At 67.6% G+C, this 12,333-nt stretch carries 12 protein-coding genes; 3 read left to right on the plus strand and 9 right to left on the minus strand.

What is annotated here, in order from left to right:
* Positions 1-47: 47 nt before the first annotated feature.
* The 8 genes from pqqB to BXE_RS24905 form a co-directional block, all read right to left on the minus strand.
* Positions 48-968 carry a pyrroloquinoline quinone biosynthesis protein PqqB gene (gene pqqB / locus BXE_RS24870; protein ID WP_011490890.1) on the minus strand — a complete coding sequence of 307 codons (921 nt, stop codon included), beginning with the start codon at positions 966-968 and terminating at the stop codon, positions 48-50.
* Positions 965-2,005, minus strand: a complete 1,041-nt coding sequence (locus BXE_RS24875; protein ID WP_011490891.1) for an alpha/beta fold hydrolase — start codon at positions 2,003-2,005, stop codon at positions 965-967. The genes pqqB and BXE_RS24875 overlap by 4 nt, the downstream gene beginning before the upstream one ends.
* A complete protein-coding gene (locus BXE_RS24880; RefSeq protein WP_011490892.1) occupies positions 2,002-2,568 on the minus strand; it encodes a cytochrome b in 567 nt (188 codons plus the stop codon). Before BXE_RS24880 ends, BXE_RS24875 begins: the two co-directional genes overlap by 4 nt.
* A gap of 76 nt (positions 2,569-2,644) precedes the next feature.
* On the minus strand, positions 2,645-3,490 hold the full coding sequence (locus BXE_RS24885) for a formylmethanofuran dehydrogenase subunit C (protein WP_011490893.1): 846 nt from the start codon (positions 3,488-3,490) through the stop codon (positions 2,645-2,647).
* Positions 3,487-4,446 carry a formylmethanofuran--tetrahydromethanopterin N-formyltransferase gene (fhcD, locus tag BXE_RS24890; RefSeq protein ID WP_011490894.1) on the minus strand — a complete coding sequence of 320 codons (960 nt, stop codon included), beginning with the start codon at positions 4,444-4,446 and terminating at the stop codon, positions 3,487-3,489. Before fhcD ends, BXE_RS24885 begins: the two co-directional genes overlap by 4 nt.
* A gap of 20 nt (positions 4,447-4,466) precedes the next feature.
* The gene (locus tag BXE_RS24895) at positions 4,467-6,167 is read right to left on the minus strand and encodes a formylmethanofuran dehydrogenase subunit A (protein WP_011490895.1); all 1,701 of its coding nucleotides are present in this window, start codon (positions 6,165-6,167) and stop codon (positions 4,467-4,469) included.
* The gene (locus BXE_RS24900; protein ID WP_040124037.1) at positions 6,164-7,540 is read right to left on the minus strand and encodes a formylmethanofuran dehydrogenase; all 1,377 of its coding nucleotides are present in this window, start codon (positions 7,538-7,540) and stop codon (positions 6,164-6,166) included. Before BXE_RS24900 ends, BXE_RS24895 begins: the two co-directional genes overlap by 4 nt.
* 286 nt (positions 7,541-7,826) lie before the next feature.
* Positions 7,827-8,597: a HisA/HisF-related TIM barrel protein gene (locus BXE_RS24905; protein ID WP_011490897.1), complete on the minus strand. Its 771-nt coding sequence runs from the start codon at positions 8,595-8,597 to the stop codon at positions 7,827-7,829.
* A 14-nt stretch (positions 8,598-8,611) separates the two neighbouring features.
* On the opposite strand from BXE_RS24905, the gene BXE_RS24910 reads away from it, so the two are divergent.
* The 3 genes from BXE_RS24910 (at position 8,612) to BXE_RS24920 (ending at position 11,513) form a co-directional block, all read left to right on the plus strand.
* Positions 8,612-9,667, plus strand: coding sequence for an ATP-grasp domain-containing protein (locus tag BXE_RS24910; protein WP_011490898.1), 1,056 nt, complete (start codon positions 8,612-8,614; stop codon positions 9,665-9,667).
* A complete protein-coding gene (locus BXE_RS24915; RefSeq protein ID WP_011490899.1) occupies positions 9,664-10,797 on the plus strand; it encodes a hydantoinase/oxoprolinase family protein in 1,134 nt (377 codons plus the stop codon). The genes BXE_RS24910 and BXE_RS24915 overlap by 4 nt, the downstream gene beginning before the upstream one ends.
* 125 nt (positions 10,798-10,922) lie before the next feature.
* Positions 10,923-11,513 carry a kinase aspartokinase/uridylate kinase gene (locus tag BXE_RS24920; RefSeq protein WP_007176312.1) on the plus strand — a complete coding sequence of 197 codons (591 nt, stop codon included), beginning with the start codon at positions 10,923-10,925 and terminating at the stop codon, positions 11,511-11,513.
* A gap of 76 nt (positions 11,514-11,589) precedes the next feature.
* Here the strand turns inward: BXE_RS24920 and BXE_RS24925 are convergent, their stop codons facing one another.
* Positions 11,590-12,333, minus strand: coding sequence for a (5-formylfuran-3-yl)methyl phosphate synthase (locus BXE_RS24925; RefSeq protein WP_011490900.1), 744 nt, complete (start codon positions 12,331-12,333; stop codon positions 11,590-11,592).

Genomic DNA, 12,333 nt, shown 5'->3' on the forward strand with positions numbered 1-12,333 from the left:
AGACTGACGCTTGATTTCCCGCTTCAGTCCGATTTCATCGCTTCATGTCAGATCTCGAACGTCATTCCGTCATACGCCACTTCAATGCCGTGCTCGGTCAGGATGCGGCGCTCGGGGCCGTCCTCCACGAGAATCGGGTTGGTGTTGTTGATGTGAATGAGCACCTTGCGAGCATTGTGCGCGCCGAGCGAGTCCAGCACCTCGATCATGCCGCCGGGGCCGGACTGCTGCAGATGGCCCATGTCGGCCGCAGTCTTCTTCGAAAGTTCCAGGCGGATCATTTCATCGGCGGTCCACAGCGTGCCGTCGACGAGCAGCAGATCGGCCTCGCGCATCGCCGCGAGTACGTGCGCTTCGATCGCGCCGAGTCCGGGCGCATAGAACACGCGCTTGCCGGTCTGCCGGTTCGTGATGACGAGTCCGATGTTGTCGCCGCGCTCGGGTGCGTTGCGGTGCGGCGAATAGGGCGGCGCCTTGCTCGACAGCGGCAGCGCGTCGATCTGCACGCCGCCGAGCGCATCTATCGCTAACGGCGCGCCGTCGAGCGCGATACGCCGATGCTCGACGCCGCAATAGTGCGAGAGGATCGGCGCAACCGGAAAACCGCTGCACAGGTCCTGCCATACCGCATTAGTCGCATAGAGCGGCAGCGGCGTGTCGCGTTCGCGCAGCATCAGCAGGCCGGTCACGTGATCGATCTGCGCGTCGATGACCAGCACCGCGGCAATGCCGCTGTCGCGCGCGCGGCGGGCCGGCTGCAATTCCGGATTGGCGGCGATCTGTGCGAGCAGATCGGGCGATGCGTTGACGAGCAGCCAGTCCTCGCCATTCGCGCTCACCGCGATCGACGATTGCGTGCGGCGCGTCGCCTTGATCGTGCCGCGCCGCACGCCGTCGCAATTGCGGCAATTGCAGTTCCATTGCGGGAAACCGCCGCCCGCCGATGAGCCGAGTACCTTGATTTTCATGCCGCGCGGCGCAGAACGCGCCCCTCGTCGTGAGCGGTGGGGAGGAACATCATCGCGAGCGCTGCGGCCACGCGTTCGTGCAGCTTCGGGTCGCTCGCCAGATGACCGGCGCGCACGTATTCGACGCGTGCCGCGGAAACGGCGCGCGCGAGGCGTCGCAGATTGTCCGGCGGGCACACCGGATCACGCGAGCCATGCACGGCGGCGAGCGGCACGCCGGCTGCGGCGGCGCCGCGCGCGAGCGAGAGCAGACGGGTTTCGCCGAGCCAGCAGCGATGCATGAGGTAGTGAGCCTGAATCCGGTACTTGCCGATCAGCTTGCGCGTGTCTTGACGCGAACTTCTTGTGGGCGAGCGTGAGCGGCGTGAGGTGGCACTGGCGAGCACGGCATTTTCATAGCCGCGCCAGGCGAGAGCGAGTGCATGCTGTTGCGCCTGGTTCGCGTTTGCGCCGCGTTGCAACCGGGCATGACAGCGTGCCAGCAACGCTGCGGGCCGGTCGCACTGCGCGGCCGCACACAACTGCGACCATGCGCGCGGCGCGCGCTTGCGCGCCGTGACGAACAGCCCGCGAACCTCGCGCGAGGAAGTGAGAAACAGGCCACGCATCACCACGCCCGTCACGGACTGCGGATGCCGGCCGGCATATGCAAGCGCGAGCGCGGCACCCCACGAGCCGCCGAGCACGCCCCAACGTTCGACGCCGAGCCGGACACGGATCGCTTCGATATCTTCGATCAGCCGGTCGGTGCGGTTATGGCGCACACTGCCGTGCGGCGTCGAGGCGCCGGTGCCGCGCTGGTCGATCAGCACGACCCTGAAGCGCGTCAGATCGAAAAGCCCCAGTGCACCGGGCTGGCTGCCGCTGCCCGGACCACCGTGCAGCACGACCACCGGCACGCCGTCAGCCGCACCGGCGACGCTGAACGACACGCGATGCCCGTCGCGCGTACGCAGCGCGTCCACCGTCAACGGCGCTTGTGGCGACGCCTGCCGTGCCCCCGGCCTTGACCCGGACTTCGAAGCGTGCCGCATCATGGCAGCATCCTCGCCAGCAGATTGTCACGGTCGATCAACTGATGCTTGAGCGCGCCCGCCACGTGCAGCGCGATCAATGCGATCAGCGCATAGCCGATCGCCTGATGAAGGCCGAAGAAGAGTTCGCGCAAACCCGCGTCGTCCCAGCCCCACTTCGGCAGCGGCACGCCCCAGAAGCGCGTCCCGTAGCGGTTGAACGACGAACCGAGATAGCCGCATACCGGCATCGCGACCATTGCCACGTATAAAAGGCCCTGCGTAGTGCGCGCGGCGGCGCGTTGCCACGGTCGCATCGGCGGCAAGGGCGGCCGGTTGAAGGCCGCACGCGCCATGATGCGCAGAAGCACCAGCAGGAAAACCGTCAGTCCGACCGACTTGTGAAGGTTGAGCAGCGCCGCCTTGAGCGGCAGCCCCTTCGGCAGTCCGACCATATAAAGTCCGAGCGCGAGCAGGCCGATGATGCAAAGAGCAATCAGCCAGTGCAGCGCGATCATTACGCCGGCATAGCGCGGCGCGGGCGCTTCGGCGCCCGGCGTCAGGTGGGAAGAATGCGCCATCGTCATGCTGTCTCCTTCGTTATCCGGTGTTTCTGTCGAACACCGTTTGACGGGCTGTTTTGCGGGCCATCGGCTCCGGTGGCTAACTCACGACCAGTATTTCCCCGCGTCCGTCGACCGCGAGATCGCCCGCGTGGCGCGTCGGCAAACTCGCCGCGCGCCACTGCGAAAAAGGCGCGATTTCCGTGGCGAGACTGCGCACGAGGAGCGCCCAGAACACGTCGAAACCGCGGCCGCCTTCGGTGAACGTCGGCGGCAAGTGCGCCGGCTGCTGCGCGAGCAGCAGCGTGCCACGCCTCATACCGTACGCATAATGCGCGCCCAGTTGACCGGCAATACCGACTGTGCCCGCCACCAGTCGCGACGCGGCAAAATCGCCCGCATTGCCGCCGACCAGCACGAGGCCGCGGCGCATGCGATCGGCAAGCCGTGCGCCCGCGTTGCCATGAATCGTCAGCGTGCCGCCCGTCATGCCCTCCATGTCGCCTGCGAGCGCGCCGGCGGCGAAATCGCCGCTATGGCCGGTCACCGTCAGGCGGCCGCCGCGCATTTCGCATGCGGTGAAATGGCCCGCGTCGCCTTCAATGTGCAGCCTGCCGCCCGCCATCTGGAAACCGCTGTAGTCGCCGGTCGAACCGTGAACGACGAGGTGCCCGTCCGTCATCCGTGCACCGATGCGGTCGAGCCACGGCTCTGCGTTTTCGACCACCAGGGTGGCGCCGGCGTGAGGCGCTTCGGGGACATCGGCGGCTTCATGGCGTGACACGTCGAATATATCGCCCACGATACACCTGTCATTGCCCGCGGGCAGGACCATGCCCTCGATGTCCGCCACGCTCATCGCCGCGAGCGGCATCGGCAGCAGGGAGGAAGCGTCGACGCGGAAACCCGGCGGCGTTTTCACGCGCAGCGTTGTGCGTTGACTCATGCGCGGCTCCCGTCGAGGCCGGCTGCGAGGCTATGGAGATAGAAGTGGTAAGGCCCGAGCTTGCCGCCGTAGTTGCCCGCCGAAATCCGCAGCAGGCCGGCCGCGCGTCCTGATTCGGCGGCCGCGCCGATACCCGCCGTCATCGCGGCGCCCACGTCCGTATCCGTGAGCCCGTCGATCACGATTTCGAGCACACAGCCGACTTCCGCGCCCAGTTCGCTGCGCGCCGAGAGACCCGTGAGGGTGGGACAGAACGCGTCGTTGGTAGATGCGCTCGCGCCTTTGTATTTCGAGCCGACTTTCGAACCCGAGCGCACGACGCCGCCCGGGAACGGCATGATGACGTTCGGCAGCCTGCGCATGGCGGCGACCGCGGCCTCGGCGGCGGCCAGCGCGGCGTCGATATCGCGCGCCAGCAGAATCAGGTTGCCGCCGCCCACGGCTTTGACAGTGAGCGCCGTGTCTTCGCAGACGAACTCGCCGTCCATCACCGGCACGCGCCAGTAACGCGTGTCGCCGAGCATCTTCGAGATCTGCCAGCCGTCGCCGAAAAAGCGCAGAGCGCTGCCGAGCGGCGCCCGGTCGGACAGCGGCGCGCGGCTCGTTCCGGCGTCGATGCCGCCATACACGGCGGTGGTCGGGCAGGTGAGCACGCATTGCCCGACGCGCCGTTCGATCTGTTTGGCCAGTTCCTTCGACGAGACCGCGAACAGCAGCACCGTCACGCCTGGCCGGCCATCAGGCGTTTGCCCGGCCGGCAGCATGCGTTCGACGCCCGCTTCGCAGCCGCAGCCGATCACAGAGGTGGCGAAACCCGTCAGCGAGTTGGCGGCGTGCATCGCCCAGGCCGGCGTATGGGCGGTGATGACGAGCCGCGTCGCCTTCATCGGAAAGGCTTCCGCGAAGGTGGCGTCGATCGTGGTGCCGTTGATCTGCAGGGTCGCCGGTTCGCTCATGGTGTGCGCTTCATCTTTGCTCAGCCGTTCGAGAGACATTCGACCGGCAGCAGTCTGCCGCCGCGGCAGCAGTGGCAGATCTCGTCGTCGCCGATGGCGGCATGCGCGAAGTTGTTCGCCAGATTGGCGTCGCTGTAGGCGCGCAACGTCTTCTCGATGCCCCGGTCGAAGTCGGGCGAAACGAAATGGATGCCGCCCGTGGGCGTGGCGACGAGCGTGCCGTCGCGCGCGACCAGTTCGCCGTCCTTGAACACATACGCGGGCGACGTAAACATCCGCTCGCGGTCCGCGTCGTCGCGATAGACGGCAATGTCCGCCGCCGCGCCGACGCCCAGATGGCCCCGGTCGCGCAACCCGAGCAGGCGTGCCGGGCCGGCGCGCGTGATGATGGCGATTTCGTACAGCGAGAACTCGCGTTGCAACTGCGGCAACGCGCTCGCCACCTGTGCGTCGGCATTGAGCTTCGCGAGTTGCTCGTCGCGAAACGATTTGTCCATCAGCAGGCGGATCAGATGCGGATAGCTCGTGAATGGGCCGCCGTTCGGATGATCGGTGGTCATCGCGACGCGCCACGGGTCGTCGATCAGCAGAAAGATCTCGAGGCCGATGATCCACTGCAACGCATTCACATAGCTCTGCTCGCGATAGCGGAACGGCACCACGCCGCAGCCCGCGTCGCATTCGATATCGCCGATCACCCATTTGTGCGGACGCGCGAGCGGCGTGTTGCGGAACTGCATCATGGTGTCACCCGATGCGGTGACGGTCTGCCCGAAGATGATCTGTCCGACGTCGATCGACACGTTCGGCCGTGCGTTCACCGCTTCCGCGATCTGCCGCGCGCCCGACGAAAACTTTTGCGGACCCTCGGTGCCGTAGCTATGAAACTGGATATGCGTGAGATGGATCGGCAGGCCGCCGGCGGCATCCATCGTGGCGATCGTCGAATCGATGTTGCCGGGCACGCCGAGATTGCTCGCATGCACATGCAGCGGATGCGGCACGCGCAACTCGGTCAACGCGCGCGAGAGGGTGTGCAGCACCTCGCGCGGCGTGATGCCGTAATGCACGTGCGGCTCGTCCACGTTCAGCGAGCGCTGGTTGAACTTGAACGCGGAGATGCCGCCCGGATTGACAACCTTCACGCCGAGCGCCTTGCTCGCATGAATCGTCCAGCCGATGTAGTCGCGCAGCCGCTCGAAGTCGTCGCGCGCGGCGAGCATCTGGAGGAACAGCTCGTCGTTGCCGAGCATCACATACGCGCCGTGATCGATGATCGGCGTGTCGCCCATTTCGAGGTGCGTGTGGCGCGCGTTGGACGGCATCATGGCCGGCTCGAACGCGGCCGTGTAGCCCATTTCGGCGTAGCGGTAGCCGGTTGCGAGCGTGCCGGGCGTGCAGACGCCGCACGACGGCAGCCGCAGGTAGCGGCCGTTCGCGTCCTGCACCGATTCATAGGCGGCGTCCCGCACACGGTCGTCGCGATGATCCTCGGGCAGCAGCAGGCGCGAAAGATTGGTCTTGCCGCCGCCGATATGCGAGTGCATGTCGATGCCGCCTGCCATCACGATCATGCCGGTGGCGTCGTATTCGTGGTCGGCCGGCGTGGCGGCGGGCACCTCGACAATGCGGCCGTCGCGGATCGCCAGGTCGCGGCGCTCGCCGTTCACGCCGTGGGTGGGATCGAAGAGCGTGCCGCCCTTGAGCCGGATCAGACTCATGGCTGCACCTGTGCGGCGGGTTGGGCGTGGAGCCGCTCAGCCAGTTGCGATGCGATCGCCGCCACTGACGGCAGTGCCGCCCCGCGTGCGGCAGCGAGCGGCAGCACGACCGAGCCGTCGACGCGAAACAGATGGCCGCCGCTGTCGATACCAGGCGTGGCGACGGGAATGAAGACCGTGGCGCCGCCGCGCGATTTCGCGGCTTGCGCTAAAGCGGGATGGCCGAGCACGATCGCCGGTACGTCTTCGGCGAGCGCTTGCGGCCAGGCCGGCGGCGCGAAGCTGGCGACCCACAGCAGGGCATCGATCTCGCCCTCGGCGAGCAATCTGGCCGTGCGATACCGATACGGATCGTAGTCGAGCGGCGCCGTGCCGGCGATGCGTGCGGGCGTGGAGACACGAGTACGAAGCGGCAGACCCGAGAGCCAGGTCACGGTCTGATTGACGGTCAGTGCGCCATCGTCGCCGCCGAGCGCGAGACAGCCGGCGCGGACGGTGCGGTTGGCCGCCTTGACGATCCGGTTCAATGCTTCGATCAGCAGCGCGGCATGCGGGCCGGGCAGCGCCGCAGGTTCGTAGACGAGCACGGTGTAGTGCGCGGCGGCGATGCGGGCCTGTAGTTCGGCAAGCGCTTCTGCCGCACCTGTGCCGTCGTCCTGCAATGCGCCGGGCTCACGGCCTTCGCTAAGCGCGGACCAGAGCGCGAGCGTGTCGAAAGGATCGGCGTCCGGCAGGAGCGCTTCGATTCGCGTATTCGCGAGGCCGCTCGCCGCCGGGTCGGGTGCGCAGCCGACGAACACCAGCTCGCGCTGCTGCTGCGTGCCTTCCAGCGTACGCGCGAAGAAACGCGGATAACGCTGCGAAGGCCGGCAGCCGAAAAACACCAGCAGGTCCGCACGTGAACGCACTTCGGAAAGCGTCGTGAAGAACGACCCGCGATCCTGCAACGGCAGCGTGGCCGCGCTCATCGCATCGCCGTGCAGATGATCGAGAATGGCGCCGCAGCCCGCGGCGAGCGTGTACAGCGCGCGGGTGCCGGCAACGTCCGTGGTCAGCGCGCCGAACAGCGGGCGGCGGGCCGAGGAAAGTATCCGCGCCGCGCTCGCCAGTGCGGTGTCGAGATCCGCGTCGTGTCCGTCGACGCTGTTGCCGCACTGCGCATCCGCGCTGCCATAGCATGCGAGCGCTTGCGCGAGGCGCGGGCATTCGGTATCGGGCACCGCGAGCGTGGCGTCTTCGCGCGACTCGACGACGAGGTCATCGCACAGCAGCGGGCAGAACGGGCAGATCCAATCGCGCGTAACCGGCGAGGCGGGCGCGCTGTTCGCGGCCGACGGGCTCGTGGACGATGGATCGATGGACGAGAGGTGCATGGCCGCACTTTTAGCAAGCTCCATGCCGATCCGGATGCATGGCGATGGTGCGGGTGTGCGGCGAATGGTGCGCCGCTCATGTGGCGCTGCGCTTAAAGGGATCGATACGGCCGCCGTTTGCGCGATGCGCCGCCTCTGCCCAGCCGAATCGGCGGCACGCCTGCCGGCTGCGCCGCACAGGTTGTGTGTCAATCTGGAGCAGAGTGTCACGAACTGCCACATCAGCTTGCCGTTCGTTTACATCCACACCCTCTTCGACGTTTGGCATGGAATTTGTATGGCTCGCCTATGTGGATTCGATGAGCGGCGCGCCGATCTGCCGATCATGCAGCGCGGACGCCACGAGCCACGCGGATGCGCCGCTGCGGGCCGCTGCCGCAACATCGTCGCGATGGCGAATGCCGCCCGCTCCGATCACGGCGGTATGCGCGGGAGCCGTGGCACGAATGCGTTCGATGGTGGCGAGATCGGGCCCGTCATAGCTGCCCACCTGATCGAGCGTCATCGCGATCACGCTTCGAGGCCACCATGCGGAGGTGCGCTCGAATGCGGTGGCGGTGACCAGTTGGCCGGCGCGGTGGTCGAGCGAAAGGATCGGCGAGAGACCGGCGGCTTCGGCGGTGCGCAGCGCGTCGATGTCGCGCAGCGACTCGGTGCCGAATACGGGCACGAGGCTCGCGAGATCGTGCGGAGCGTGCGGATCATACGGAGTGGGTTGGCTGCTGCTGTTGCGCTTGCAGGCTGCCTCGATACGTTCGAACAGCGCATGCATCGCGGTGTAGTCGGCATAGCCCGCGTCGAGCCAGATGACCGTGCCGGGCAGGGCGGCACGCAGTGCAGCGAGCGTCTCGACATGAGCGCCTTGCTGAAGGATCGCGCCGAGGTCGGCGATATAGAGCGTTCGTGCGCCGCTTGCCGCAAGCAGCGCACGGGCGATGTGAAGCGGCTCGCTGCCGGCGGCGAGCAACGAGCGGATGGGCCGATAGGCCGTCCGTTCGCCGCGCACCGCGCGCACTACGTGGCCGTCGAGCAGATCGAGAACCGGTATCACCTGCATAGGGGCGCGTTCCTTTGACCAAGATCTTTGTCTACGAGTACCTCACCGGCGGCGGCATCGACCCGGCGCATGCCGGCGCGGCGAGTCTCGCCGACCTGAGCGCGCTGATCGTCGAAGGCCGGGTGATGCGCGACGCGCTGGTGAGCGAGCTGCGTGAACTCGACGGCGTGGACGTGAGCTTCGCGAGTTCGCGCTTCGAAACCGTCGACCCGGCGCTTGCTCATTGTAGGGCCGCGCAAGGCGAGTCGATGACGGCTTTCGTCGCTCGCGTGGCGCGCGAGCACGATTACGCGTGGGTCATCGCGCCGGAATGCGACGGCTTGCTGCTGCAACTGTACGACGCGGTGGGCGCGGCGCGCTGGCTCGGCTGCGCAAAGGAAGCGATCCGTGTGGCGTCGAGCAAGAGCGCGACGGCGGCGTTGCTCGCGGCGCAGGGTGTCGCCACCACGCCCGCGATCGAACCCGGACAATCCGATGTGCAGCGCGGCGAGCGTTGGGTCGTGAAACCGGACGACGGCGCGGGCGGCCTCGATACCTTCGTGTTCGACAGCTTCGCCGACGCGTGCGCCGAATACGACGCGCGCGCGGCGGCCGCGCGCAATCCCGTGCTGCAAGCCTGGGTCGACGGCGAGCCGCTCAGTCTTTCGCTGATCTGCCGTGCCGACGGTGTGGAACTCATCAGCATCAACCGGCAGCAAATCAGCTTGAGCGCGAACGACACGTCGCAACGGCAACCGCGCATCGTCGAATTCGACGGCGTGACGGTCAATCAGATCGACCTGGCCGGCGATCAGGGCCGCCTGCTCGGCGCGCTCGCACAGCGCGTCGCGAAGGCGATGCCGGGCTTGCGTGGCTTCGTCGGCATCGACGTGGTGTGGCATCCGCAGCGCGGGCCGGTCGTGATCGAGGTCAATCCGCGTTTGACCGTGGCGTATGCGGGTCTGTCCGCGGGTGCGCGCGGCGGCGATCTCGCGCGCACCCTGCTCGCGGCGCACGGGGTGCGCGTCGGGCGATCCGGGCCGGCGGCGCGCAGCCGTGGCGCACAGTCCGCCTGTGGGGCCCGGCCATGAGCACCGCGCATGTCACGCATGCAAGTTCCGCGACGCTGGATAGCGGGCCGGTGTTCGGCTGGGACGTGGGCGGCGCGCATGTGAAGGTATCGATGGCCGATGCCAGCGGCGTCGTGCTCGATATCGCGCAATGGGCGTGTCCGTTGTGGCAGGGGCTCGACCATCTGGAGCGCACCATCGACCTCGTCTTCGAGCGCTGGCCGCTCGCGCACACTGGCGCCGCGCAACACGCGGTGACGATGACCGGCGAGATGGTCGACCTGTTCGAGGACCGCGCGCAGGGCGTGCGGGCGATCGCCGCCGCGCTGGCAGAGCGGCTCGGGCCGCGGCTCTGCTTCTACGCCGGCGACGCCGGCTGGCTCACGGCGCAGGCCTGCGCGGCCGGCTGGCGCAGCGTCGCCTCGGCGAACTGGCTGGCGACCGCGCGCTGGGTGGCGACGCGCGTGCCCGATGCGCTGCTCATCGACATCGGCAGCACGACCACCGACATCATTCCGCTCGCGGGCGGCCGTGTCGTCGCGCGCGCCGCGACCGACGCCGGGCGGCTCGCCACGGGCGAGCTCGTGTATCAGGGGGTGGTGCGCACGCCGTTGTGCGGTGTCGCGCAGCGCATCGAATTCGCCGGGACGGCCGTCAACGTGATGAACGAATGGTTCGCGACCACGGCGGACGTCTACCGGCTCACGGGTGAACTGGCGCCGCAGTACGACCTGTATCCGTGCGCCGACCAGGGGCCGAAGACGGAAAACGCAAGCCGCACGCGGCTCGCGCGGATGATCGGCCGCGATGCTCATGAAACGGATCCCGCCGAATGGCGCCGGTTCGCGCTGCGCTGGCGTGAACTGCAACTGCGAGAAATCGGCGTCAATCTGGCGCGGGTGACGGCGGCGCACCCTGAACTCGCCACCGCCCCGCTGGTGGGTGCGGGCTGCGGACGGTTTCTCGCGGCGGCGCTCGCGCGTGAAGAGGCGCGCGGGTATATCGATTTCGGTACGCTGGCGAGTGTGCCGGCGAGCCGGTCGGACTGGGCTGCGACGTGCGCGCCGAGTGTGGCGGTGGCATTGCTGGCGGCAGCGCGCGGCGGCGAAGCCGCTGATGAAAACCGTAGCGCGGCATCGCGGGCGGCTTGACGCGAACGGTGCGGTGCAGCGCAGGTTTGCGTGCGAAGCGGCAAGAGCGGCTGCTGGACGCGACGGAACTTGTAGTCGGACAATCGGCAAGCCAATGCAGTTAATCGGAAACGAGGACAACGGTCATGTGGGTGGTCAAGATCGGGGGCAGCCTGAGTCACGAGCCGACGCTGCGCCACTGGCTCACCGAGCTATGCGAAGTGGGGGGTGGGCGCGTCGTCATCGTGCCCGGCGGGGGCGATTTCGCGGACAAGGTGCGGCAATACCAGAGCGAGTGGCGCTTCGACGATCTCGCCGCGCACAACATGTGTCTGCTCGCCATGACGCAATACGCGATTCTGATGCAAGGGGTCTTGCCTGAACTCGTGCTCGCCTCGAGCGAGGCGAAGATCCGCCGCGCGCTGCGCGACGGCCATGTCGCCGTGTGGGTGCCGACCGCGCTGATGCGTGACACGCCGGACGCGATGAGCAACTGGGACACCACCTCCGACAGTCTCGCCGCGTGGCTCTCCACCATGCTCAACGCCGAGCGGCTGATCGTGGTGAAGTCATGCCCGATCGCCGAGGACGAGCGGCTCGAAACGCTGGCTGCCTCGGGCGTGGTCGACCGGTGTTTCGTCGACTATGTGAACGAGGCCAATTACGTGGTCGAACTGTTCAACAAGGACAATGTGGCGTTGATGCGCGACCGGCTGCTGAATACGCCGGTCAGCTAGCGATTTGGCGTTCTGGAGCGCGCGTTGCGTGTCGCCGCTTATGCGGCGACACGCGCAATGACACGCGTGGCAAGCATCAAAAACGCGCCGTACCCGAAGCTCGCGTGTCCGCCGCCGCGACCGCGCCGCTGACCTCGCCCGACGGACGGTGCAGCGCGGCGGCCCATTGCGCGACGCGCTGCGGATCGAGCCGCGAGCGCCTGCCATCCACACATAGCGCGGTGCGAAAACCCGCCACGTCCGGCGCGAGCGCACGGATCTGCTCGAACTGCGCCCAGCCGAGCGAGCCGGCAATGCCGCTCATGGCGCCGCGCTCGCGTGTGATCCGCAACCACTGGGCGAGCGTGTCGCTATCCACATGGTCGAACAGCGTGCTGCCGTCCTTGCCGGCGGTGTCGAACATCACGCCCACGAAGTCGAGCGTGGCCGCGTAGGCAACCAGTTCGCCGTCCATGCCGCCGTCGCATAGCAGCACCGGCACGACCGCCGCCGGCAGGTTGGCCAGTTGTTCGAGGCAGCGCCGTGCGGCCGGTCCGGGCGTCACGCCCACTTTTACATAATCGATGCCCGCGTCGCTCACTTCGATAACGCGTGTCGTGATCTCGTCGAGCGCATCCGCCGGCACGTCGCCGATCGTCGCGCTGATCGGCTTGACCGGGTAATGGGCGCGCAGCCGGCGCGCGATCTGCGTGATGTCGCCGATCGACAAACCGCCGAGCGCACCCGCGTTCGGCTCCTTCAGGTCGATCAGTTCGGCGCCGGCCTGGGCGGCGTCGAACGCCTCCTCGTCCGAGCGGACGCTCGCGAGCAATGCGGTCAT

Origin of the sequence: Paraburkholderia xenovorans LB400 (genome assembly GCF_000013645.1) — a bacterium.
Taxonomy (GTDB): Bacteria; Pseudomonadota; Gammaproteobacteria; order Burkholderiales; family Burkholderiaceae; genus Paraburkholderia; species Paraburkholderia xenovorans.

What these genes read in the sequence shown, in the direction of transcription:
- pqqB (WP_011490890.1), bottom strand. Translation starts at nt 968, where the DNA reads ATGAAAATCAAGGTACTCGGCTCATCGGCGGGCGGCGGTTTCCCGCAA.
- BXE_RS24875 (WP_011490891.1), bottom strand. Translation starts at nt 2,005, where the DNA reads ATGATGCGGCACGCTTCGAAGTCCGGGTCAAGGCCGGGGGCACGGCAG.
- BXE_RS24880 (WP_011490892.1), bottom strand. Translation starts at nt 2,568, where the DNA reads ATGACGATGGCGCATTCTTCCCACCTGACGCCGGGCGCCGAAGCGCCC.
- BXE_RS24885 (WP_011490893.1), bottom strand. Translation starts at nt 3,490, where the DNA reads ATGAGTCAACGCACAACGCTGCGCGTGAAAACGCCGCCGGGTTTCCGC.
- fhcD (WP_011490894.1), bottom strand. Translation starts at nt 4,446, where the DNA reads ATGAGCGAACCGGCGACCCTGCAGATCAACGGCACCACGATCGACGCC.
- BXE_RS24895 (WP_011490895.1), bottom strand. Translation starts at nt 6,167, where the DNA reads ATGAGTCTGATCCGGCTCAAGGGCGGCACGCTCTTCGATCCCACCCAC.
- BXE_RS24900 (WP_040124037.1), bottom strand. Translation starts at nt 7,540, where the DNA reads ATGCACCTCTCGTCCATCGATCCATCGTCCACGAGCCCGTCGGCCGCG.
- BXE_RS24905 (WP_011490897.1), bottom strand. Translation starts at nt 8,597, where the DNA reads ATGCAGGTGATACCGGTTCTCGATCTGCTCGACGGCCACGTAGTGCGC.
- BXE_RS24915 (WP_011490899.1), top strand. Translation starts at nt 9,664, where the DNA reads ATGAGCACCGCGCATGTCACGCATGCAAGTTCCGCGACGCTGGATAGC.
- BXE_RS24920 (WP_007176312.1), top strand. Translation starts at nt 10,923, where the DNA reads ATGTGGGTGGTCAAGATCGGGGGCAGCCTGAGTCACGAGCCGACGCTG.
- BXE_RS24925 (WP_011490900.1), bottom strand. Translation starts at nt 12,333, where the DNA reads ATGACCGCATTGCTCGCGAGCGTCCGCTCGGACGAGGAGGCGTTCGAC.